Source organism: Acinetobacter zhairuonensis (assembly GCF_022601715.1).
In the GTDB taxonomy this organism is placed as follows: domain Bacteria; phylum Pseudomonadota; class Gammaproteobacteria; order Pseudomonadales; family Moraxellaceae; genus Acinetobacter.
In genome coordinates this window covers 128,235-150,365 of the sequence record NZ_JAKVIM010000001.1, presented here as the reverse complement: position 1 = coordinate 150,365, position 22,131 = coordinate 128,235, and the positions used below count along the sequence as shown (strand labels likewise).

At 41.0% G+C, this 22,131-nt stretch carries 22 protein-coding genes; 9 read left to right on the top strand and 13 right to left on the bottom strand.

Annotated elements, in window-relative coordinates; all coding sequences use genetic code 11:
* Positions 1–77 precede the first annotated feature (77 nt).
* Positions 78–896 (top strand): rhomboid family intramembrane serine protease, encoded by an 819-nt coding sequence (locus MKI85_RS00720; RefSeq protein WP_241624029.1) that lies wholly within the window; start codon positions 78–80, stop codon positions 894–896.
* 17 nt (positions 897–913) lie between these two features.
* Here MKI85_RS00720 and MKI85_RS00715 read toward each other — a convergent pair whose 3' ends face one another.
* Complete coding sequence (locus MKI85_RS00715) at positions 914–3,391, bottom strand: ABC transporter permease (RefSeq protein WP_241624027.1); 2,478 nt, start codon at positions 3,389–3,391, stop codon at positions 914–916.
* Positions 3,388–4,092 (bottom strand): ABC transporter ATP-binding protein, encoded by a 705-nt coding sequence (locus MKI85_RS00710; RefSeq protein WP_241624026.1) that lies wholly within the window; start codon positions 4,090–4,092, stop codon positions 3,388–3,390. The genes MKI85_RS00715 and MKI85_RS00710 overlap by 4 nt, the downstream gene beginning before the upstream one ends.
* Positions 4,093–4,133: 41 nt before the next feature.
* On the opposite strand from MKI85_RS00710, the gene MKI85_RS00705 reads away from it, so the two are divergent.
* Complete coding sequence (locus MKI85_RS00705; protein WP_241624429.1) at positions 4,134–4,763, top strand: arylesterase; 630 nt, start codon at positions 4,134–4,136, stop codon at positions 4,761–4,763.
* A gap of 44 nt (positions 4,764–4,807) precedes the next feature.
* Here MKI85_RS00705 and MKI85_RS00700 read toward each other — a convergent pair whose 3' ends face one another.
* Positions 4,808–5,422, bottom strand: a complete 615-nt coding sequence (locus MKI85_RS00700) for a carbonic anhydrase (protein WP_241624024.1) — start codon at positions 5,420–5,422, stop codon at positions 4,808–4,810.
* 316 nt (positions 5,423–5,738) lie between these two features.
* Between MKI85_RS00700 and MKI85_RS00695 the strand changes: the two genes are divergently transcribed.
* Positions 5,739–6,767 carry an alpha/beta fold hydrolase gene (locus tag MKI85_RS00695; protein ID WP_241624021.1) on the top strand — a complete coding sequence of 343 codons (1,029 nt, stop codon included), beginning with the start codon at positions 5,739–5,741 and terminating at the stop codon, positions 6,765–6,767.
* Between the two features lie 12 nt (positions 6,768–6,779).
* The gene (locus MKI85_RS00690) at positions 6,780–7,790 is read left to right on the top strand and encodes a hypothetical protein (protein WP_241624019.1); all 1,011 of its coding nucleotides are present in this window, start codon (positions 6,780–6,782) and stop codon (positions 7,788–7,790) included.
* Between the two features lie 28 nt (positions 7,791–7,818).
* Here MKI85_RS00690 and MKI85_RS00685 read toward each other — a convergent pair whose 3' ends face one another.
* Both MKI85_RS00685 and nfuA read right to left on the bottom strand, forming a co-directional pair.
* Positions 7,819–10,047: a TonB-dependent siderophore receptor gene (locus MKI85_RS00685; RefSeq protein WP_241624017.1), complete on the bottom strand. Its 2,229-nt coding sequence runs from the start codon at positions 10,045–10,047 to the stop codon at positions 7,819–7,821.
* Positions 10,048–10,253: 206 nt separating this feature from the next.
* On the bottom strand, positions 10,254–10,892 hold the full coding sequence (gene nfuA, locus MKI85_RS00680; RefSeq protein ID WP_241624015.1) for a Fe-S biogenesis protein NfuA: 639 nt from the start codon (positions 10,890–10,892) through the stop codon (positions 10,254–10,256).
* A gap of 159 nt (positions 10,893–11,051) precedes the next feature.
* Here nfuA and MKI85_RS00675 point away from each other — a divergent pair, with 159 nt between their 5' ends.
* From MKI85_RS00675 to MKI85_RS00665, 3 genes are all read left to right on the top strand, one after another.
* Positions 11,052–11,669: a rhomboid family intramembrane serine protease gene (locus tag MKI85_RS00675; RefSeq protein WP_241624013.1), complete on the top strand. Its 618-nt coding sequence runs from the start codon at positions 11,052–11,054 to the stop codon at positions 11,667–11,669.
* Positions 11,670–11,856: 187 nt separating this feature from the next.
* Positions 11,857–12,030 (top strand): hypothetical protein, encoded by a 174-nt coding sequence (locus MKI85_RS00670; protein WP_241624010.1) that lies wholly within the window; start codon positions 11,857–11,859, stop codon positions 12,028–12,030.
* Between the two features lie 255 nt (positions 12,031–12,285).
* Positions 12,286–13,833 (top strand): hypothetical protein, encoded by a 1,548-nt coding sequence (locus MKI85_RS00665; RefSeq protein WP_241624008.1) that lies wholly within the window; start codon positions 12,286–12,288, stop codon positions 13,831–13,833.
* Positions 13,834–13,928: 95 nt separating this feature from the next.
* Here the strand turns inward: MKI85_RS00665 and MKI85_RS00660 are convergent, their stop codons facing one another.
* The 4 genes from MKI85_RS00660 to MKI85_RS00645 form a co-directional block, all read right to left on the bottom strand.
* Positions 13,929–14,426, bottom strand: a complete 498-nt coding sequence (locus MKI85_RS00660; RefSeq protein ID WP_241624006.1) for a DUF2505 family protein — start codon at positions 14,424–14,426, stop codon at positions 13,929–13,931.
* 134 nt (positions 14,427–14,560) lie between these two features.
* On the bottom strand, positions 14,561–14,836 hold the full coding sequence (locus MKI85_RS00655) for a hypothetical protein (protein ID WP_241624004.1): 276 nt from the start codon (positions 14,834–14,836) through the stop codon (positions 14,561–14,563).
* Between the two features lie 19 nt (positions 14,837–14,855).
* Complete coding sequence (pnuC, locus tag MKI85_RS00650) at positions 14,856–15,440, bottom strand: nicotinamide riboside transporter PnuC (RefSeq protein WP_241624002.1); 585 nt, start codon at positions 15,438–15,440, stop codon at positions 14,856–14,858.
* Between the two features lie 127 nt (positions 15,441–15,567).
* On the bottom strand, positions 15,568–16,035 hold the full coding sequence (locus tag MKI85_RS00645; RefSeq protein WP_241623999.1) for a hypothetical protein: 468 nt from the start codon (positions 16,033–16,035) through the stop codon (positions 15,568–15,570).
* A gap of 263 nt (positions 16,036–16,298) precedes the next feature.
* Here MKI85_RS00645 and MKI85_RS00640 point away from each other — a divergent pair, with 263 nt between their 5' ends.
* On the top strand, positions 16,299–16,742 hold the full coding sequence (locus tag MKI85_RS00640; RefSeq protein WP_241623997.1) for a GNAT family N-acetyltransferase: 444 nt from the start codon (positions 16,299–16,301) through the stop codon (positions 16,740–16,742).
* A 7-nt stretch (positions 16,743–16,749) separates the two neighbouring features.
* On the opposite strand, the gene MKI85_RS00635 is transcribed toward MKI85_RS00640, so the two are convergent.
* From MKI85_RS00635 to MKI85_RS00625, 3 genes are all read right to left on the bottom strand, one after another.
* Entirely contained in the window at positions 16,750–18,555 is a 1,806-nt protein-coding gene (locus tag MKI85_RS00635) for a sensor domain-containing diguanylate cyclase (protein WP_413351763.1), read from the bottom strand.
* A 190-nt stretch (positions 18,556–18,745) separates the two neighbouring features.
* A complete protein-coding gene (locus tag MKI85_RS00630; protein ID WP_100241389.1) occupies positions 18,746–19,084 on the bottom strand; it encodes an FKBP-type peptidyl-prolyl cis-trans isomerase in 339 nt (112 codons plus the stop codon).
* Positions 19,085–19,112: 28 nt separating this feature from the next.
* Complete coding sequence (locus MKI85_RS00625) at positions 19,113–19,643, bottom strand: YaeQ family protein (RefSeq protein WP_161933468.1); 531 nt, start codon at positions 19,641–19,643, stop codon at positions 19,113–19,115.
* Positions 19,644–19,753: 110 nt separating this feature from the next.
* Between MKI85_RS00625 and dctA the strand changes: the two genes are divergently transcribed.
* Positions 19,754–21,043: a C4-dicarboxylate transporter DctA gene (gene dctA / locus MKI85_RS00620; protein WP_241624425.1), complete on the top strand. Its 1,290-nt coding sequence runs from the start codon at positions 19,754–19,756 to the stop codon at positions 21,041–21,043.
* Here dctA and MKI85_RS00615 read toward each other — a convergent pair.
* Complete coding sequence (locus MKI85_RS00615) at positions 21,040–22,035, bottom strand: CobW family GTP-binding protein (protein WP_241623995.1); 996 nt, start codon at positions 22,033–22,035, stop codon at positions 21,040–21,042. The genes dctA and MKI85_RS00615 overlap by 4 nt on opposite strands.
* Between the last annotated feature and the right edge of the window lie 96 nt (positions 22,036–22,131).

The following is a 22,131-nucleotide window of genomic DNA, read 5'->3' as shown; positions in this document are numbered from 1 at the left end:
TCAGTAAGTTGCTCCAAATATTTGCTTTCTTTCGTGCTAAGCTTGATTCAAACCTCGATTGAAAGTCAAACCATAGCATGTCTCATTCAACACCACCTTGGGTTCCGAGCAAACTAAATATGCAGGATTGGTGGCTCACTGCCCTGTTCATTGCCATCAATGTCGGGCTATTCCTCTGGCAAATTTTCTCAGGCGTGAATGTCAGTGATCCAAGCCTACCAGATGCCATACGCTGGGGAGCTGATTATGCACCTTTAACCTTTTTAGAGGAACCCATGCGACTGTTCAGTAGCATGTTTTTTCATTTTGGCATGGTGCACTTAATGTTAAACATGTGGGCGTTGTATATTTTTGGTAGTGTTGCAGAACAACTGTTTGGACGCCTATATTTTTTGATGCTATACCTCGCCGCAGGTTTAATGGGCAGCCTGTTTAGCAGTTATTTGGCCATCCATGACAGTGTTTCCATGTTAAATATGCAGGCGATTGACCCTGACTTGCTGCCACATGTCAGCGCGGGTGCCTCTGGCGCTGTAATGGGCTTAGGCGGTGCGTTAACCCTGCTGTCTCTATTTCCAATTCTTCCACGACAACGTTTTATTCTAGATAAAAAGACCCTGATTATGGTTATGGGTATCAACTTGGTGATTGGACTCACCATCTCAGGGATTAACAACGCTGCGCATGTCGGTGGTATGCTGATGGGGGCAGTACTGGCAGGGATTTGGTATCTGTGCCAAAAATGGCAGAAACCTTCCCTGAGCTTAATTCTCGGAACCCTGATTGCCTTTGCTAGCTGTTGGTTGCTTTATCAATACTGCCTGCAACAGCTGCAATTGATTCAACCACTATGGGCAGAATTATTGCAAGCCATGCGACAGCACTATCACTTTTAAATCAGCGGAGATGAAGCTCAAGTTTGGTTCATCTCTCTTAAACTCTGTAATGGTGGGATATCGCAAAGATAACTCAGGCGATAACGACCAATCAGTGCACATAACAGCATCATGCTGATCGGTAAAATCAACCAGATTTCCCAATGCGGTTGAAGACTAAGATTCATACGGTAACTGGCAATTGCACTGATCAATTCAGCAAAGAAGCACGCCACAATGCCTGCCAACAACCCCATAAAGCCAATTTCTAGGGTCAACATCCGTTTTAGCGTTTGCTTTGAGCTGCCAAATGAACGCAGCAATGCCACTTCCTGTTTACGTTCATCCATCAATAAGTTCAGGCAGGCGATTAAGACCAAAACTCCTGCAAGGCTGACCAGTAACGCCAAAATAGTCACCACTTGAATCAAGACATTCATCAAACGTTTAATTTCATCCAGAATTAAACCAACATCAATAAACACGGTATTGCTAAATTGCTGAATCAATTGAATCAGTTTTGGTTTGTCTTGTTCTGGGACATAAAAACTGCCCAAATAACTTCCTGCATTTTCATCCAGTGTCTGTGGTGAAAAAATAAAGAAAAAGTTTGGACTGAAACTCTCCCACTCCACCTCTCTGAAATTCACTACTTTGGCGTGTAGCATGCCTTCAGGCAAACTAAAACTTAGACGATCACCAACCTGTATCCCCAATTCAGCCGCAGTTTTAGCTTCGACTGATACTTCCCCAACACGTGTAAATTGAGCTTGTCCTTGTACAATCTTATTGTCCGCTGGCAGACTATTACTTTGAGTCAGGTTGAGCTCACGGCGTAAGGAGTTATTCTTCTGTACCAGCTGTTCCGAAAATGGCTGTTCATTTTTTGCCACCAATCGACCCCGAATATTTGGATACAAAGGAGTGCTGCTCCAACCATGTGCTTCTAACTGCTGCTTGAATTGAGGGATATCAAACGGAGGTAAGCCATACACAAACTGATTGGGCGTGCCTTGAGGTAACTGTTGTTGCCAACGTTCTAATAAATCTGTGCGTAGAACGGCGAGTACCGTAATCAGACTCAATCCTAATGCCAAAGCCGTAATTTGAAAGGCAGTTTGATAAGGCACTTTCACATAGGCTGAAATTGCCATCTTCAGTTTTTTGATGGCTTTTAAAACCAGCCAAACCGCAAGGTACAGTACTGCACTTAAGGCAAGAATTCCTCCGATCACTAAACTGGTCAGCAATAGATTTTCTGTCAGGATTGCACTAAACACAAACAGACTCAGTGTTCCCGTCAACAAGGTCCACAATAAAATATGTACAGACTGCGCTTGTTGACGAATTACGCGAATTGGAGGTGTGTACATCAACTGCCATAAATGCGGCAAAATAAATCCTGTTAACACCACGGCACTGGTGAAAATGGCAATCGGCAAAGGGCCTTTTAACATCGCCCAAGCTGAAAATTGCAACTGCAAATTCGGAATCAATTGCAGCATGAGTTGCAAGAGTCCATAGCCCAAAGCAATGCCTACGCCCACTCCAATGAAAATGGCAATTCCCAACATAAATAACAGCAAATAGGCATAGACTTTAAGAATCTGCGCTTTGGATGCCCCCATACACCGTAGTAAGGCAATATAGTCTTGATTTTGTTGTACATAGCGTTGACTGGTTAGCGCAATTGCAATTCCACATAGCAAAATGGTCAGGATATTCGCCAACTGTAAAAAGGTATCCAGATTTTCAATCGGACGCATTAAGCGAGTATTACCTTCACTCGCATTTCTGAGTTTCAAACCATTGGTTTCATCTACATTGGACGTAGCAGATGGCTTTAGCTTTTGTTGCTGCTGTTTAAACAAAGTCTGATATTGTTGCGTGTTATTCGCAGTCCCTGCCATTAACAGGCGATAATCAATTCGACTGCCCACCTGAATCGCATTGGTCCGTGCCACATCTTGCTGTGCAATCATCACCGTGGGTGAAAAACCTGAAAAACCCAGCTCCTGATTTGAATCGTGTTGAATCATTGCAGTCACTTTAAACGTGCCATCTGCAATCTGAATCTGATCGCCCAATTTGACCTTTAATAAATCCATGACCCGTGGACTCAACCACACTTCACCACTTTGTATTGGACGTTGCAGTGCGGGTTTAAGCTGTAACTGACCACGTAATGGAAAATGAGCATCAATGGCTTTGACATTAACCATCACGAACTGCAATTCATTGTGCGCCATGGAATTAAACACAGTCACCTGCGCCTGCTTTAAATCCAGAGCTTTGGCTTGATCTTTCCAGCGCTGTTCAATGGCAGACTGATCAGACAAAACCAAGTCCGCAGCCATCAGCTCTGCCGCTTGTAAAGTCACTGCATTCTGAATTTGTTCATTACTAAATTTCAGTGCAGTCGTCACACTAATCGCCAGTACTAAAGCAATGATCAGCAAATACATGCCACTACTTTTCAGGCTTTGCTGTAATAAGGGGCGAAATAAGGCGCTCATACCAGTTCTCCAGCCTGCACATGTTCATGTAACTGACCTTCAAATAAATGCACATGGCGCTGACATTGTCTTGCCAATTTTAAATCATGCGTCACCAATACCAGTGTCGTGCCTAACTCCCGATTTAGCGAAAATAAGAGCTGTTCAATTTCTTTGGCCGTTTGACTGTCTAAATTTCCTGTTGGCTCATCGGCAAAAATAATCTTCGGTTGGCTAATTAAAGCCCGCGCAATCGCAACACGCTGTTGCTCTCCCCCCGAAAGCACTTTAGGCGTTTGCGTGGCTTGTCGCTCTAATCCTACTTTTTTGAGCAATTCCAAAGCACGTTTCTCTGCCACAGCATATTGAAAATCGGAATGTAAGCGTAACGGCAGCATCACATTTTCTAAAGCTGTTAAGTGCGGTAACAACTGAAAAGACTGAAAAACAAAGCCGATATATTTTAAGCGTACCTGTGCCCGTTGCTCTTCAGTTAGTGAAGTGATGTTCTCGCCACAAACACTAAGTTCGCCACTACTGGCTTGATCTAAGGTCGCCAAAATACCCAATAAGGTAGACTTACCTGAACCCGAACGCCCTGTGATTGCAATTTGTTCGCCCTCGATAATTTCGAGGTTTAGATTTTCAAAAATTGAGAGACTCTTGTCTGCAAGTTGTATTTTTTGTGTCAAATTCTGGGCAGAAATTACGGCTTGTGGCATGATGACTCTCTCTTCTTGTGATCAGGTGTTCTTTAGTGACTATGCGTCGATATCGTTTTAAAGTATTGATTTGTTCATGGGTCACAGGTCTGCTGGTCTGCATCAGTCCAATCATGGTTTCCGCCAAAACCATTATGATTTTGGGTGACAGTATTAGTGCAGGGTATGGACTACAGCCTCAGCAAGGTTGGGTCACACTGCTGCAAAAACGATTAGAGCAACAGTATCCGAAACAACATCAAGTGGTCAATGCGAGTGTTAGTGGTGAAACCACCAGCGGTGCATTAGCACGTTTGCCAAAATTATTAGCAACTTATAAGCCAAATATCGTGGTCATTGAACTGGGGGGCAATGATGGGTTACGTGGCCAGCCACCGCAAATGATTCAGCAGAATCTTGCTCGCTTGGTCGAGCAGAGTCAAAAGGCAAAAGCCAAAGTTATTGTTTTTGGGATGAAAATTCCACCCAATTATGGCACTGCCTATAGCAAGGCATTTGAACAGAATTACACGGTGATCAGTCAGCGATATCAAGTGAAATTACTGCCGTTCTTTTTAGAAGGAATTGCAGGGCAGAAAAACCTGATGCAAAAAGATTTGATTCACCCGAATGCACAAGCGCAACCGAAATTATTAAATCTGGCTTACCCATACATTAAAGGCGCTTTATAAAGCGCCTTTAATCATGATGTTATGTTCTGAATTAGTAAAACTTATTAGAAGTCAAAAAAAATCACTTCACCTGTTTCAAGTGAATATTCTGCACCCACTACAATCATTTTACCTTTCGCAATTAATTGCTCTAACACCGCTGATCCATGACGTAATTGATTCACAGAAGCAAAAACATTAGAACGTACCGCATGCGTTGAAAGCTTGTCCAAATCATTTTTCAATTCAGTTTGCATCAAGGTTTCAACTGATGGACGAACACGGTTCACAATTGACATTAAGTTATTCGATGGTGGGCAGTCTGGATTCATCAAAGTATCAATCGTAGCTTTGATAGCGCCACAGTGACTATGCCCCAATACCACCACCACTGCACAGTCATAACGTTCTGCAGCAAATTCCACGCTACCTACTTGTGAAGGTGCAACCACGTTACCCGCAACACGAATAACAAACAAATCACCTAAGCCTTGATCAAATACCATTTCAGCAGGGACACGTGAGTCCGAACAGCCGAGTACAATCGCAAAAGGGTTTTGATCTTCTGCCATTTCAGCACGCTCTTGGTGCGATAACTGTTTAGGGTGGGTTGTTTCCCCAGAGACAAAACGTTGGTTTCCTTTTTTAAGACGTTCTAAAGCTTCTTGAGCCGTTAGCATTCTGTTTCCACCATGATTTGAAGTTTCAATATTCTAATGCCAGCAAAATTGATTGTCACTTGCAAAAAAGGATACAGTTTTGCATTTTACGAATTGGCAAAAAATTTCACATCCCACTTGTCATTACATTGAACTAAATCACATTATTTTATCTTAACATCAAGTATTTCAACAAACTTGTTCGTGACATTTTAAGTATTGTATTTAAAATAGATTCGCATAAATTCAAAGATTATTCTTTATACCAAATCAATCTTTCCGCTTGTTTCAAAATGGATTTTGAAGCAAAAACTTTTAGCAATAAGGATTTAAGTCAATGACTGAAAGACGTAAATATTTTTCTCATTTTGTTACAGCAATGGGAATTCTCATTACTCTGTCATTGCTCAATCTTGCTTCTGCCAAAACACTGCAACCTTCTGCTGAACAACTTTCACTGCAAAACTATCTGCAACAAGAACGGGAAACTTGTGGTTTAAAAAGTAAAACCCTGAAAGTGGGTGATATAGTTTGGAGCTATAACGAAGGTGGTTCGCCACAAAAGCCGACCGTTTTACTGCTACATGGCATCGCCAGTAGCCGTGATAACTGGAACCGTGTCGCGGCATATTTGACACCAAACTATCATGTGGTGGTGCCTGATTTACCCATCTACGGCGACACCAAAGTACCTTCCAATTTTGATATCGCTGTACCGAATGTCACTTCAAGCCTACGACAGTTTGCCGAAGCAATAGATATTGAAAACAAACTCAATATTGCAGGTCACTCTTTGGGTGGCTCAATTGCCACCTTATATGCTGCGCAGTATCCCTTTGATACCCAAAGCTTATTTCTGCTGAATAGTGCAGGCATCTATAAAAAAGCCAATACACCCTATACCAAAGACCCAAATTTTCTGAAACATTTAATTGTGTCTAAACCTGGGGACTATGCAGATGTACGCCACGAAATGATGCAAAACCCACCTAAACTGTCCCCTGAATTGCAACGTGCCAAAGAGCAATTGTTAATTTCTCAGGCGGGACGTAATAATTTAGTGATTGAACAAATTTCGACACTAAATCGAATTTATACCCCTGAAAGTTTTGCCCGCATTACCCGTAATGTTGAAGCACCTACCCTGATTCTTTGGGGGAAACAGGACAAAATCTTTAATGTTGAAGTCGCAGATGAATTAAAATCACTGTTGAAACGTGCAGAAGCACCTGTCATCCTTAACAATGTTGGTCATATGCCTCTACTGGAAGCAGATAAGCAAGTCGCAAATTACTATTTGCCATTTCTGGCAAAAACCCAGAATCTGAAAAATCCATTGGCAGATCAACTGATTCCTTTACATTAAATTTGAGCTTTTATGCAAAAACACCCAATGATTGAGCAACTGATTGAGGCTCATGTTCAATTTTTAAATGATGAATTTTCTCGGTCAAACACCATTCAAAATGAATTCGTTGAATTTTATCATTGGTTTAGAAAGCAAAATTTAAAACAACTTTGGACGGTTGAGCAGATTCATCAACTGATCCAACAACAAATTCTAAATACGCCAGCCAGTGCCTTCTTGATTGAGCAAATCGCTGAACATATTCGTTTTGCCTTGGTACACCCTGCAAATGACCAGACTAAAATAGCAGATGCGATTCCTGTACTCACGGTCGATAAAATTGCGCAATATGTTGCCAGCAAAAGTGGACATCGACGCCGCTTGATTCATACCGTAGTCAATAATCCTGCGTTTTCAGCCATGATCACGCAACTGATTCAACATGCGATTCATGACTATTTAGACAATTCGGTTATGGTCAAACATGTGCCTGGCGTGTCACGTTTTATGAAAATGGGGAAATCCGTTTTGGAAAGTGTGACCGATTCCAATTTGGATCAGGCGATTCAGCAGTATTTGCAGAAAAACATTCAAAAGCTCAGCCAAATGAGCGAACAAGTGTTAAATCAACACTTTAATGACGAAAAGCTGTATCATTTTCAAGCCAATTTATGGCATAAAATTAAAGACTTACCATTGAATGTTTTAAAAAATTATATCGAGGTGGGTGATCTACCTCATACAGTTGGCTTGGGGCATGAAATTTGGGATCATTTACGTCAAACCACCTACTTAGAACAGCAAGTGAAAGATGGCGTGTCCGCATGGTATGCACGTAATCAAGACCGTAGTTTTGATTTGTTATTACGTGATTTAAATATTGATGAAGCCCTGATTCAACATCAATTACATAACCTTTTAGAACCAATTATTGTGAATTTGGTGCAATCAGAGTATTTAGCACAACGTGCGCGTCATTATTTAGAAAAGTTCTATTATTCTGACAGTACCTTAGCAATCTTGAAAAAAGGCGCTGAATAGCGCCTTTTAGTGCTGTATTTAAATCAAGTTAAAACTCATATTTCAAACTTGCATAATATGCACGACCTGGTTCGTTGTAGGTTTGGTTCACTGAGTTATCACGTAATAACTTTTCATCAAACAAATTGCTAACACCAAGACGCCCACTGATTTGATCCGTGAATTTATAGCCTGCATTAATGCCTGCTATACCATAACTTTTCACAGCGCTAACATTCATATGACCATTTTCAGTATTAGATTCCGCATATTGACGTGGCTTCTGGCGTCCATATTGGGTATAAACGAAGTTCACATCCATGGCATCGGTCACGTTATAGTTAAAGATGGAGTTAATCGTATAATTCGGCACAATTGACAACGGGTTACCTGTCTTTTTATTTTCCGAATCCATCATATACGTCACATTATTGGTCCAACTTGCATTATCAAAGGTTAACGTTACACTCCCCTCAATCCCTTGAATCAACGCTTCAGGTACATTTTCCCACTGTAAAATGTTATGACCCGCTGCTGAAGTGGCTAAAACGGTTTCACCTGCTGTAATTTTATTTTCATAATCATTTCTAAACCACGTCAAGCTGGCATTGAGCATATCTTTTTCGAATTGAATACCCAATTCTTTATTGATCGAGGTTTCAGGTTTTAGATCAGCATTACCCATTAAATAACATTGAGAAATTTGTGTGGCTTTAATTGGGCAACCATTACCTCGGGTATACAACAAGTATCCTTCCGAAGTTTGATACATATTTGGTGCTTTATACGCCTTTGCAATGCCGCCTTTCAGGGTAAAGTAATCACCCAGTTTCTGGGTAATGTTTAAGCTCGGACTCCAGTTCGAACCTGATTTATCGTGGTCGTCGAAACGAACTCCAAGGACTAAATCAGTACTCTCTGTCACCTTAAAGTTATCTTCAATATAGGCAGAAGCAATTCGAGATTCCATACTTTCACGATCAGCAGATAACGTAATGAGTCCTGAAGCATCGGTTTGTACTGTACTCGATGGATCAGTGAAATCATCTTCTACCCATTCAGCACCTAAGGTTATAACTTGAGGAACAACTATCTCTAAAGGGATGTTCGTTTCTGCATTAAAACGTAACGTTTCTAATGTAGAGGTCTTTTTATTAAATGAATTAGGGCTACCCTCTGGACCACCAGCAAGGGATTCTGGAATACGTTTATTCTTGGTTTTATCATATTGTGCGATGACTTTAGTATCACCCCAGTCCCATTTTCCTTCATGCGTTAATGCATAACTGTCACGATACATGGTATTGGTTTCTTGTCCTAATAAGCCGCGAACATAATCTGCATTGCTAAAGCCTCCTCCCGTCCCTGCGGCATCAAAGTTACTATTTTGGATATCCCCTGTATATTCATTGCCTTGTCGACCTGTCGCAATATCCAATAAAAGTGTCTGCTGATCATCCACTTGCCAAGCCAGTCGTCCAGCAATATCTTGATTCTCTACACCTTCGCGTCCTGCCGCACGTGTCCCCAATGCAGTGACAGGGTTAATATCTGGTGCATCTGCATCCGTCTGGTTGTAATTACCATATAAGCGGTAAGACAAGACATCTTTGACAATTGGACCACTTAAGTTAAAACCGACTCGATTGGTTGCCCCTTCTTTGGAGTCTTCAGGTTGATTGGTATACAGCTCAACCGAACCATGTACTTCGTTGGTGACTTTTTTAGTTTTAATATTGACCACGCCTCCCATAGCACCAGAACCATAACGTGCTGCTGCTGGCCCCCTTAACACCTCAATCGACTCGATGGCATCAGCTGGCACCCAGTTCGAATCCCCACGGGTATCACGCTCACCACGCCAACCATAACGCACTGAGTTTCTTGAAGTCACAGGCTTACCATCAATTAAAATCAAGGTATTTTCAGGTCCCATGCCACGAATATCAATTTGACGGTTATTCCCGCGCTGACCCGTCGCACTATTGCCGGTTAAATTCACCCCAGGCATGCGGCGTACATATTCCGAAATATCATTAACGACAGGAAGTTTTTCCAAATCCTCTTCTGTGATGATGGATGCCCCTAAAGACTGTTTGACTTGTTCTTCAGCCGTTAGAACTATTTTTTCTAGTTGGGTTGTATCTGTAGTTTGAGCCGTCACCTGTTCTGTTGCAGATGCTTGCTGTTCTGTTTGTACGTCCTCAGCATAAACAAGCACACTCATGACCGACAAAATGGATAGTGCTAATGCTGATTGGACAATGCGTCTGTTCATTCAATTACCCCAAAACTGTTGGAAGATAGAAAACAACGTGAAATTTCGGTTTCAGAGTGTAACAAACATAAATATAAATGCAATTACTATTAATAATAATTCTCATTACTAAATATATAATTCTTTATAATCAAACTTATAAATACATCAGTCGTAAAAAAACCTCCAAGATTGGAGGTTTTTCTGTATCACTTGATTGCCAAAAATTACTTGAAGTATGCACCTTCTGCTTGGCTATGATCCGTTTGGTCAATTACACGTTGTAACTCTGGTACGTGTTGTTTAAGTGTTGTTTCAACGCCTTGTTTCAAGGTCACATCAATTGCTGAACAGCCTTGACAACCACCACCAAACTTAAGCACTGCAGTCAAACCATGCTCTTCGTCTTCAACCACTTCTACCAATGCACAGTTACCACCATGTCCTGCCAAACCTGGGTTAATTTCAGATTGTAGAACATAAGTAATGCGTTCTTCGACAGAAGCATCTGGACCCACACGTGGCACTTTCGAGTTAGGTGCACGGAAAGTCAACTGACCACCAAAACGATCTTTGTTGTAGTCAATTACCGCATCTAATAAATATGGAATAGATGGTGCATCTACATAGGCAGGGAAATCTGGATAATCTTGCTTATAATCTGTTGGTACGACTTCTTCAGGCGCACTGTAAGCCATACAACATTCAGCACGAGGTGTTCCAGGATTTTCCACAAAAACACGGACACCAATTCCTGGAGTATTTTGTTTCTCTAATAGGTCACGTAAATACTCTTGTGCAGTTGGTGTAATCAATAAGTTTGGAATTTCTTCTGCAACTGCAGTGCTGGTGTTCTCAGTCGACATAACAATATTTCCTCAAGCTGAAGTCGCTATTTTAACTGAAGATGCGGCTGAATTTTTAAAAATCAACCAAAATTGTCGGAATTATTCTAAAAGTTCTGTGCAATTAAACAATTAATGGCATTATTAAGGTTTAGTCATTCAAAATAGACCCTTTTCTATATGCTCAATCTGCCTTTCAACCATACTGTAGCGCTGATTATCATTACTGTGGTGGTTTCACTTCTGGCGTTTTCCAATCAGAAATGGATGAGTCGACTGATCTTTTGGCCGCCTGCCATGCAAAAGGGGCAATATGACCGCTTCATCACCCATGGTTTTGTCCATGCTGATGGTGCTCATCTCCTGTTCAACATGATTACCCTGTTTTTCTTTGGCAGCGTTATTGAAAGCTTTTATCGTCAGTATTTTTTTAACTTAGGCTTTGCCCTGTTTTATTTGGGTGGTCTGATTTTTGCCATTTTACCCAGCTATCTAAAGCATAAAAATGATTTCCAATGGGCAAGTCTCGGGGCTTCGGGCGCTGTGTCTGCTGTACTTTTCGCTTACATTCTGTTTGAACCATGGAAATTGATTTTTGTATTCTTTATTCCTGTACCTGCCATTATTTTTGCGGTGCTTTATGTGGCATATAGTATTTGGTCAGGCAAACGAGGGAATTCTCATATCAATCACAGTGCACACCTTTGGGGAGCAGCTTATGGCGTAGTCGTCACGATTTTACTCGAACCACGCTTAATTCCGCACTTCCTCAACAAACTCGCTCAACTTCCTTTCTAAGTGCTCCGTGAGCAAGCCTTTATAAATATTTCAGACTGGCTGATGATGCAAAATTACCTCAGCCAGTCCCAACTAACTTTTTCAAATAATGTTTTCTTTCATTGCTTCTTTCACCTAGAATAAATCGTAACAATAAAGTGATTTTCTCGATATCAACCAAGATCAGAACAAGATGGAGAATAAATATATGCATAAATTTCTTATCATTATTGCAACCTGTTTAAGTTTCAGCGCCCTAACTGCATGTGCCGTTCATACCCCTGAAGGCAGTATTGTGGTCGATCCAAATGGGAACTTAGGTCACTATGAACATGGCGGAGACTTCTGCCCACCAGGTCAAGGCAAAAAAGGTCGTTGCTAGTTACTCCATGATTCAAATAAATGCTGAAGACTGTCAGTCGGTTGACTCCACTGGCAGTTTTCAACTTATTATCTCAGCGCACTCTTCCCCATACATCTACAACTCCCCTTTTAATATTCAAGTTTTAAAATTCGCATTTTAAAAATTTAGACGCTCGGGACATAAATTGGTAGTTAATGCCACCCCAAACTTTAATTTGGCATAGATAATGAATACATCTGTATATTAATACTGTAATCAGACGAGATTTTTTGCATGTCCAGCTCTTTAGAGGGTCTACAGTTCCCTGTTCAACCCGATACACAAAAACCAAGTACTACTCGTACAGGCAAGGAAATTATTGCTGAAGCTTTATCGACCGTAGATCACCAAGCTGCACAGCAAGCGTTAAAAGAAAAAAAATGGCGTAAGAACTATCCGAAATATTTCAAAGCCTTGGTCGAACATGGTATCCGCAATTGCAGTCATCCGATCACCATTGCAAAACAAGGCCTACATAAAGCTCAGCACAGTTTTGAGTTTTACCGTGATGGTCAACGTTATTTATTAAAAGACATGATGGATGTGCCATTAGCCCAGTTATATACCGTGCAGTTAAAAGGCGAAGGTCAAGCTGAACCTGAATGGTATATTCCCTATCATGGGGAAAACCTGAAAGGTGAAGCTTTACTGGCGCAAGTACAAAAATGGGAAGATGAAGGCATTATTGAACCTTCGCATGCCAATGCCCTACGTCTTGCCAATGCGCATCCAGAATGGTTCGATTTATCTGACCGCACCATGGTGCTGTTTGGTGCTGGTTCTGAAGCCGGTCCGCTCACATGGCTGTCAAAATGGAAAGCCAATATTGTGGCGGTTGATCTGCCGAATAACAAAGTTTGGCAAAGAATTTTAAATACCATTCAAAATGGCAATGCCACCTTATATGCACCAAGTCAAACTACGGTTGCAGAAAATACACCGACGCATGAGTTATGCGCGAAGTTAGGTGCCAATTTACTGACCCAAACACCTGAAATTGCACATTGGTTATTACAAAGTGAACATCAACTAGATTTGGCTGCAATTGCCTATTTAGATGGTGAAAAGCACGTGCGTGTTGCCATGGCAATGGACAGCATTATGAAAGTGGTGAGTGAACACAAAGCCGATACCAGCTTAATGTTTATGTGTACCCCAACTGATGTGTATGCAGTGCCTAAAGAAGTGATCGCTTCTTCGCAAGAAAAATTCCGTTACCGTTCGCAAATTCAGAAACTGGTGACCAAAGGGGTTGCAACAGCGTCTTTAAAGCACTTTTTCCAAAAGAATCTGCACAAACTGATTCGTTCCGACAATGGTCAGGAATATGGCATTACAGACTGTCTGGTGATTGAACAAGGTCCAAACTACGCGCTAGCAAAACGCATTCAGCAATGGCGCGCAACCTTGGCACGTCATGAAGGACAACACGTCAGTATCAATATTGCACCATCAACCACAACCCACTCGGTCACGAAAAATCCCCTTCTGAAAGCGGCTTTTAATGGTGCCAGTCTGTTTGATGTTGAAGCGTTTAAGCCTGAAACTACCAATGCGATTATGGCGGCACTGTGGATTCATGATTTACGTAATCCTGAATCTGTCGCCAATCCAGAAACACCGATGGATCATCCTTTAGAACTGATGATGCACGGTGCAAACCATGGTGGTTTATGGCGAGTAGCATATTTAGCACGTACAGCGTTACCTTTTGCTGCAATTTATGGCTTTGCAACCGATAAGTTGCCACTGAAAAAAGCCTTTGCCAAATTTAAAGGCTAAGCATTAAAGATCCGTTGAAGCTATAAGCAAAGTTTCAAATAACCAAGGGCGTCATCAATCTGGCGCCCTTTGTGTTTCTCTCAATACCATGCAACTTAAGCAGCTAGCTTCTTTTTTAATTCGTCTTCAACAATGGTCAGTTCAATCTCACTAAACTTGCGAATTTCCCCTTCGGCATGTTTTTCTAGCATTCCACCAATTAAAGGCACTTTAACTTTTACCGTCCATTCCAATTGAAACTCAATTTGATGCTCAGAGCCTTTAACCGAACGTTTGCAGCTTGCATGTAGTGGTAAATTAGCCCCCAAATCGACCGTTGAAGTCATGGCTTGAAGATCACTAATATCTGTGCGGTGTAAGCGAAAGGCATCTTTTAATAGTTTTTTGGCGATATCGGGAATATTGACCTCCAGATTATAGGCACGTTTTAGCGTGTACATATCCCCTTCTTTTTTAGATTCCAAAATTTCCAGATTTTCACCTGGAATACGACGACAAACCTTCTCATGTAAACTGGTATCTGCTGCTAAACGCTTAAATTCGTTCAGTGATACGCCGTGAATAATTGCATTGACGGTAAACTGGTGTGCCATGATGGTTCCTTATTTTTCTGTTTTTCCCTGATAAAAATGCCTAAACGGCATTAAAAAGCAACATGAATGCCACATTGCGGTCATGCTTGATTTAAATCAATTCTGTTGGAACTGTCATTGACCTATTTTTACTTTTAATACTTGGAAATGCCAAAAGTTGCACTGACTTCCGATAAACAGTTAATGTGTAAATAATGCTGTTGAAACTGAATCACGGCATAAAACTCGAGAGCACCATCATCCAGACCTGTTGCAGACCAAGTGGTTCCTTTTGGGAAATCCTGCAACCATGTTGCTTGATAAAAATCCGCGACAGAGTCAAATTGCAGATAGTCCTGAGGCGCAGTAATAATCTTAAGTGCAAGATCATCAAACTGCTTCAATTTGGCTTGGTTAAAATCAATCAGCATGCACTACACTCATCGCGGCTTATGCAGATTTGGTTGTGGTCAACTGTTGTTTCTTTTTCACTTGCAACCATTGCCACCAACCCAAAACCGCTAATCCAACAAAAGCAGCATATAGACCCGCCGTTAACAACAGATCTTTATAGATAAACATCCCCACGTAAATAATATCGACAAATACCCACAATACCCACGTCGCAATATGCTTACGACTGGTCCAATAAGTCGCCAATAAACTAAATGCCGCCAATTGTGCATCCAGCATAGGCACTGCTGCATCGGTCCAGAACTTCAAGCTTAAACCAAAGAGTAAACCACACAATGCTGCCAATGCCATTTGCCAAATGACGGTACGCGTCGCAATCGGTTCTATACGAATATCATGGTCTTGCTGTTTACCCTTAAACCAGTGATAGAAGCCATAGAAATTTAGCCCCATGAAGAAAAACTGCAAGATCGTTTCTCCATAGAGTTTAAAGGTATAGAACAAATAGGCGTACAGGACAAAAGCGAGAAAGTTAAACCACCAACACCACATGTTGCGCTTAATTGTTAAAGCCACGCCAATCACACTGATGATGACAGCAAAAATTTCCAGTCCAGACATCAATCCATCACTTTATGAACACGATGGCACATTATGATAAATTCTGCACAGAACACAAGCCGAAATAAAAGGATGAAACAGCAGAGGTTCAAATCTTGATTTCTAGCCGATAAATGGCAACATCAATTTAACTTCGCGTTTTAAACTCAGACTTATGCTCTTGACCATAACGGTCCACATGACTACAGAACACGCCATATTTTCCAACATAGTATTCAAGCGACTGGTCGTAGTAATTCCAATAAATTGACCACTCATTTAAATCCAGCTTACGAATATGGGTCAATGCTTTGGCGGGTAATTTCTTCAGCAGATTACGTTGAATATCTTCAGCTGCTTCAATATCACGGGTATGAACATTCTGTTCGAAAAACAGTTGCACCGCATCATCAAACAAGACTTGATCACAATATTCAATTTCAATAATCAAACCTTCTACTGCACGGTCTGTTTGTAGTTCGATTGCATTATTTGCAGATAAAGCTTTAAGAAAATATCGATTGCGATATTTTTCCGTCACTTTAATTTTGATCAAAATCTGCCAAGCCGCAACTAGGGCAAAGCCCAATAGACACAAAACAATAATTTTAAACATATTGCCCCCTTATAAGGCGTATATTCAGCATTACAGTTCTATCTATGATACGCCAATTTAACCCAAGCATTGATCCAATTATCTTTAAAATCAGATAAATGAATATACAGTTCATTCAATTTTGTGATCTTGGTCAAGCTCTTATATATTTGCTTACACAAATTAGAGATAGCAAAACACCCATAAAAAGCAACAAATCGCCACTGTTATCCCGTCGCGAATTCACATGAAATAAGCCTGTTTTCAGGAAATAAGAACTAACAATGATTAGGGCAGCAAAAATTCAGGATATTCCTGAGATTCTTCATGTTTTACAGGAAAGTATTCGTTCCTGTGTGCTAGATCATCAACGTGAGGAAAGCAAAATTCAGGCATGGTTGGAAAAAATGACACACGGCAATCTGTTGTTATGGATGCATTATAATGACAGCTGGATATACAGTATGAACCAACAAACCGTCGGTTTTATCATGGTCAGCGATATTGGCAAAATATTATTGAACTACACCCTGCCAGACGTACAAGGTCAAGGCATTGGGACTTCCTTACTCAACAGTGTGATTGCACATTTGAAGCTTCGCGAGCTAGAGCAAATTACGCTGGACAGCACACAGACGGCGATGGCTTTTTATCAGAAACATGGTTTCCAAATTCGCACTTATGCTACACCTGAACAACAGACCGTTCCGATGATTAAGTACATTTAGTCTTCTTTCAAATTTTCAGTTGATCTCGCCCTGCATTCTTGGCGAGATAAAGCTGTTGATCGGCTGCCTTCATTAAAGCATGTATATCATGATACTGATGTTTACGGTCCATATAAGCCGCACCGATACTGATGGTCACGTATTGCTTATGATCACCACGATTTAAGTGCTCAAATTGCTGCTGCCGTATGATGTGTAGTATATGCTGCAAGGTCTGTTCAACCACAACAACAGGCATATTACGGATAATGACTGCGAATTCTTCTCCGCCATAACGCGCCAAATAGGCATGTTCAGGCAAATTGCTTTGAATCACTTGCACCAATTGTTGCAGAATTTCATCGCCTTTTAGATGTCCGTAGTAATCATTATAATTTTTAAAATAATCGACATCTAACATGGCAAAAGCCAACACCGCATTATGCTGCTGTGTCGTTTCATTAAACTGACGCTGAATTTCTGTATTTAAGGCACGTCGATTGAATGCCCCAGTCAAAGCATCAATTTGTGCCTGAAGTTCCAGCTTTTCATTTAATTCACTGAGTTGCACCGTCCGCTCTTTCACTTTCTGATCTAAAGAGGAATTGAGCTCCAATAAATTATTGTTCAGCTTCTCTATACGATCTGAATGATAGGCATAGCTTTTAGACTGTTGCACCATAATCAAAAAGGCATAAAAACTGGTCGAAGCAAAAGAAAGATTAATTGAGTCGATCCAATTTAAACTGAGTAAAAAGTCATGCAAAAAGGTGACGCACAATAGCACCACTGCCCATAAGTTGATACTGGAGTAGTGTTCACGCTGCTTGAGGGTTAAATAAAACCCGTAAGCAAAATTCAGTACCACAATAATGCCGAACAAGAAACTGTAAAAAGCCAAACGCTCAAATACATTCGGCATAGACAAACAGGTAATGACAATATCAAAACTCAGCACAAACACGGCGAAGGCATAAATCGCGGGGTGTAGATAGCGCCGGTTGAGTAGAAACATGTAATTGATAAAGAACAAGGCGGACAAATAAGTAAAAATGTATTCCAGCCGTGTTCCCCATAACCAATCAATATTGGTAAACACCGTATAGACATAAGGTGCTGAAAAGAGATTATGTAAGGCTAAAAAAATAATAAAAACACCAAAGACCAAGAAGCCTTGGCTCTGATTATTTTTCACACCACGGAAAAATCCAAACAGAATGGTAAATATGCCCACACCAATTACCGCACCACACACCCCAGCAATACTCATCATTAACTGCTGGAATTGGCGGTTGATGGTTTTACCCAACCCGATCCGCATTGGGTTTTCTAAACCGCCATGTAGACTTTGAAAACTCGAGACCTGCATGGTGACGGTAAAATACTCATTTTCGGCAATAAAATAGGCAAAGCGCGGTGCATTCTCAGTTTTATGCGTTTGATTGCTGGTTCCCACCTCACCCAATCTTAAAAGCAAGTCACCATTTAAATACATGCGATAGGCGCCATATTGGTTTGGAATCCAAATACCAATTCGACGTCCAATAAACTCTTCTGGAATTTTAAAATGACCCACAAAAGTCCCGTAAGTATCTTGCGGATAACCAAGTTGTTTAAAGGAAATTGGTAGGGTGACTGTTTGAGAAGATGTATTAGGTGTGGCTGTTTGCAAGAACTGCTTGGGATAAAACTGCCATTGCCCTGCTAAATAACTGGTGGTGTTTTCTTCAAAGCTAATTGTATTAAAATTTTTTTGATGAACGTAATAAGTCTCGGGAACTGGCTCATACAGTGCCCAACTGGATTGCTGTAGCAGCAAGCATAAGCAAGTCAGCCCATATAAAATAAAATGTAGGATCGTATAGGGCTTGAGTATTGTTATATTCAAGTCGCGTTTTTTCCTTATGCGCGAATTTGATCTTAATATAAAGTTAAATACACTAAAAATACGTTTATTTTCAGTCGTGAGTTTAACCATAGCATGCTTTTTTATAAACATACTATGGTTTATTTTTTAAATATGATTAGTCACGTGTTTTCACATCATATAACTCAATTTCAAAAATTAAATTTGAGTTCGCAGGGATAATATTGCCCATTTTACGTTCGCCATAAGCCAAATGTGCCGGAACAATCAGTTTACGTTTGCCCCCTACTTTCATGCCCATAATGCCTTGATCCCAGCCTTTAATGACACGACCCGTTCCAATGACACATTCAAAATAATTGCCACGATCCAGTGAAGAATCGAATTTTGTGCCATCTTCTAACCAGCCCGTGTAATGTGTGGTGATTAAAGCGCCTTTAACGGCTTCTTTGCCCTCACCCACCACCAAATCAATAATCTGTAATTCGTTTGACATCTTAATCACTCCTCAAACCCGCTGGTCTTTACTGTAACTGAATCCACTCAATTTGTGCTTGTGCCTGATCTCCGATCAGAGTCCACTCACCATCCATCACATTCAACTGTAATTGCATGGTGCGCTCGCAAAGTTGCTGAATAGCTTCAGTGGTTGCAGGTGTTAATTGCCACACCTCAACATTGCTCAGGGTCTTTAATTTGCTATTCCGCTTATACCATTCTTCCACGGCTGTGCCATATGCAACCACAGCGACAGACTTACAACGTGCACTGGCTTTTTTGACTTTATCTTCGTCAGGACAACCCACTTCAATCCAACGTACCAATTGACCTGTTAAGTCTTTTTCCCACAAGGCTGGTTCATCGGTTTCAAACAGGTCTTTGGTAAATTCCAACTGTTCACTGGCATAACGAGCAAATGCCAAAATACGCACCATTAAACGTTCAATGGTTTCCGATGGATGCAATGCCATTGTCAATTGATAATCACCATATTGATGACTATCCATGTTGGCAATATTCAAATCTGCCTTATAAATTGTTGCTTTTAGCGCCATGAAATGTTCCTCAAATTTGGCGACTAGGATACTCGATTTTGATTGACTTGGAACAGCTTGGCAGAGTTTTTGCTTTTTATCTGCTGACACTAGAATAAAAGATGAAACTCATGTGGCAGAACCTCAAACATAACCTCTTCCTGCAAGTGGTGTTGGCACTGATGATCGGCATTGCACTCGGTCTTAGTTTCCATGATTTTTCACTCAATTTAAAACCTTTAGGTGATGGATTTATTTCCCTGATTAAAATGCTGATTGCTCCGATAGTATTCTGTGTGGTGGTACTCGGCATTTATGGTGCACAAGACATCAAAAAAATGGGCAAAGTCGGTGCAAAAACCATTCTGTATTTTGAAATCGTCACCAGTATTGCCTTAGTTTTCGGGATTGCTGTCGCCTACATTTTCAAACCTGGCGCAGGCATGAATATTGATCTAAATGCACTGGATGCCAAAGATTTAGCTATTTATACCGAACGTGCCGAACATTTAAGTTCAAGCAGTGATTTTATTTTAAATATTATTCCCAAAACCATTTTTGCCGCATTTAATAATGGTGATATTTTACAGGTACTCCTGATCGCGATTATCTTTGGGGTCAGTATGCTGCTGATTCCCAAAAAATTTGCAGAAATTGTCCGCCAAGCCTTAGAGGCATTTTCTGAAGTCTTCTTTAAAATGATGGGTCTCATCATTCGTTTGGCACCACTCGGAGTCTTGGGTTCAGTCGCGTATACCACGGCAAAGTTTGGACTCAGTTCCTTTGCCCAACTTGGATATTTGGTGCTACTGTTTTATGTCACTTGTATCGCTTTTGTGATCCTGCTGCTTGGCAGTATTTTAAGAATGACAGGCTTAAATATTTTCAAATTTTTGAATTACTTCAAAGCAGAACTGTCTATTGTTTTAGGTACAGCCTCATCCGATTCTGTGCTTCCTCAGGTCATGCAAAAACTGAAAAAATTAGGCATCAAAGATTCAACTGTGGGACTGGTCATTCCGACAGGTTATTCTTTTAATCTCGATGGTTTTTCCATCTATTTAACTTTGGCCGTTATTTTTATTGCTCAAGCTTGCAATATCGACCTTTCGATGACCGATTTACTGAGCATTCTATTGGTCTCTTTGGTCACATCAAAAGGTGCACATGGTATTCCAGGTTCAGCCTTGGTCATTCTGGCCGCAACCTTATCGGTCATTCCTGCACTTCCTGCCATCGGTTTAGTGTTATTACTTTCCGTCGACTGGTTTATTGGAATTATACGTGCCTGTACCAATCTGATTGGTAACTGTGTCGCAACGGTGGTGATTGCGCATTGGGAACATGATATTGACCATGCCAAAGCGCAATCTGTACTCAATCAACCACAACCAATTGCTGAAACGGTGCAAGACGCTTAAATACGACAAGCCAATAATTGTGCTTCAAACAACGCCCAATCGCGTTCTTGAGGCACAATGATTTCAATCCGATTGTCTACATTCTCTGCTGTAGACTGATAATTAAATTGATTTGGATTGAAATTAAAACTTTTCCAACCTTGGTTGGTATTGAAAATCCCTTTAATTCTGAGCCAATCCTGTTGCTCGCATAACAAATCCAGCAAATCATAAAAATCAAATTGCCAACGCTTGGAAAACTTCCAACCTGCAACACTATAGCCCTGTGCAGTTTCGACATAATGATAGGGTAACTGCTTAATTTCAGGCAGAGCTGACTCGATGCTGTACTGTTTCTGAATCTGGATCAAAGGCTGAATTTTACGTTGTACACCTTGGTAAGGCAGATCAATTTGTGCCAGTTTTAATTGTCCAAAAGCGGGGCTTAACCATGTCTGGGCATATGCCTGATATTCCTGCTGCAATTGCTGCAAAGCCTGCTCATCTACCGCTTGCATTTGTTCTGTATGGGAAATCACCACAATTTGTGCAGCTTTCAGCTGATCGGCATACAGATTTTGCTTTACCCACTCTTGATCATGTAAACGTGAACCATCCACTACCGTCACTAGCGCTCGCATCTGAATTTGGCTTTGCCAATGCGGTTCTGTCAGTTGTTCTAACAGTTGGGCTGGATGTCCCAAACCTGTGGGTTCTATAAATAAACGGTCGGGTTTTGCTTCAGACAGTAAACGAGATAAAGCGATTTGCATCGGCAATTGGCTACTACAACATAGGCAACCACCTAACAGTTCTTTGACCGCATAGCCATCTGTTTGCGGCAACAAATTTTGATCTACTCCAATTTGACCAAACTCATTCATCAGCACTGCCCACACTTCATCTTCAGGCTTTTGTGCCAATAAACTGTTCAATAAGGTGGTTTTTCCTGCACCAAGAAATCCTGAAATAATATGGGTCGGTACGGATTTTTGTGGGGGCAACAATTTCAAGATGACGATGCTCGCAAACCAAATGAAAGATAAAATTCAATGTAATAGTATAACAAAATCTTCACTTTTCTGGCAGGCGCTATCTCAGTGATCATT

Excerpts from the sequence above, each read along its gene's own strand:
- MKI85_RS00645 (WP_241623999.1), bottom strand. The coding sequence starts at position 16,035 with ATGTTTAAAATTATTGTTTTGTGTCTATTGGGCTTTGCCCTAGTTGCG.
- dctA (WP_241624425.1), top strand. The coding sequence starts at position 19,754 with ATGTGGCAGAACCTCAAACATAACCTCTTCCTGCAAGTGGTGTTGGCA.
- MKI85_RS00630 (WP_100241389.1), bottom strand. The coding sequence starts at position 19,084 with ATGTCAAACGAATTACAGATTATTGATTTGGTGGTGGGTGAGGGCAAA.
- MKI85_RS00690 (WP_241624019.1), top strand. The coding sequence starts at position 6,780 with ATGCAAAAACACCCAATGATTGAGCAACTGATTGAGGCTCATGTTCAA.
- MKI85_RS00695 (WP_241624021.1), top strand. The coding sequence starts at position 5,739 with ATGACTGAAAGACGTAAATATTTTTCTCATTTTGTTACAGCAATGGGA.
- MKI85_RS00625 (WP_161933468.1), bottom strand. The coding sequence starts at position 19,643 with ATGGCGCTAAAAGCAACAATTTATAAGGCAGATTTGAATATTGCCAAC.
- MKI85_RS00700 (WP_241624024.1), bottom strand. The coding sequence starts at position 5,422 with ATGCTAACGGCTCAAGAAGCTTTAGAACGTCTTAAAAAAGGAAACCAA.
- MKI85_RS00660 (WP_241624006.1), bottom strand. The coding sequence starts at position 14,426 with ATGGCACACCAGTTTACCGTCAATGCAATTATTCACGGCGTATCACTG.
- pnuC (WP_241624002.1), bottom strand. The coding sequence starts at position 15,440 with ATGTCTGGACTGGAAATTTTTGCTGTCATCATCAGTGTGATTGGCGTG.
- MKI85_RS00705 (WP_241624429.1), top strand. The coding sequence starts at position 4,134 with ATGCGTCGATATCGTTTTAAAGTATTGATTTGTTCATGGGTCACAGGT.
- MKI85_RS00665 (WP_241624008.1), top strand. The coding sequence starts at position 12,286 with ATGTCCAGCTCTTTAGAGGGTCTACAGTTCCCTGTTCAACCCGATACA.
- MKI85_RS00655 (WP_241624004.1), bottom strand. The coding sequence starts at position 14,836 with ATGCTGATTGATTTTAACCAAGCCAAATTGAAGCAGTTTGATGATCTT.
- MKI85_RS00675 (WP_241624013.1), top strand. The coding sequence starts at position 11,052 with ATGCTCAATCTGCCTTTCAACCATACTGTAGCGCTGATTATCATTACT.
- MKI85_RS00670 (WP_241624010.1), top strand. The coding sequence starts at position 11,857 with ATGCATAAATTTCTTATCATTATTGCAACCTGTTTAAGTTTCAGCGCC.
- MKI85_RS00640 (WP_241623997.1), top strand. The coding sequence starts at position 16,299 with ATGATTAGGGCAGCAAAAATTCAGGATATTCCTGAGATTCTTCATGTT.
- MKI85_RS00685 (WP_241624017.1), bottom strand. The coding sequence starts at position 10,047 with ATGAACAGACGCATTGTCCAATCAGCATTAGCACTATCCATTTTGTCG.
- MKI85_RS00715 (WP_241624027.1), bottom strand. The coding sequence starts at position 3,391 with ATGAGCGCCTTATTTCGCCCCTTATTACAGCAAAGCCTGAAAAGTAGT.
- MKI85_RS00710 (WP_241624026.1), bottom strand. The coding sequence starts at position 4,092 with ATGCCACAAGCCGTAATTTCTGCCCAGAATTTGACACAAAAAATACAA.
- nfuA (WP_241624015.1), bottom strand. The coding sequence starts at position 10,892 with ATGTCGACTGAGAACACCAGCACTGCAGTTGCAGAAGAAATTCCAAAC.
- MKI85_RS00720 (WP_241624029.1), top strand. The coding sequence starts at position 78 with ATGTCTCATTCAACACCACCTTGGGTTCCGAGCAAACTAAATATGCAG.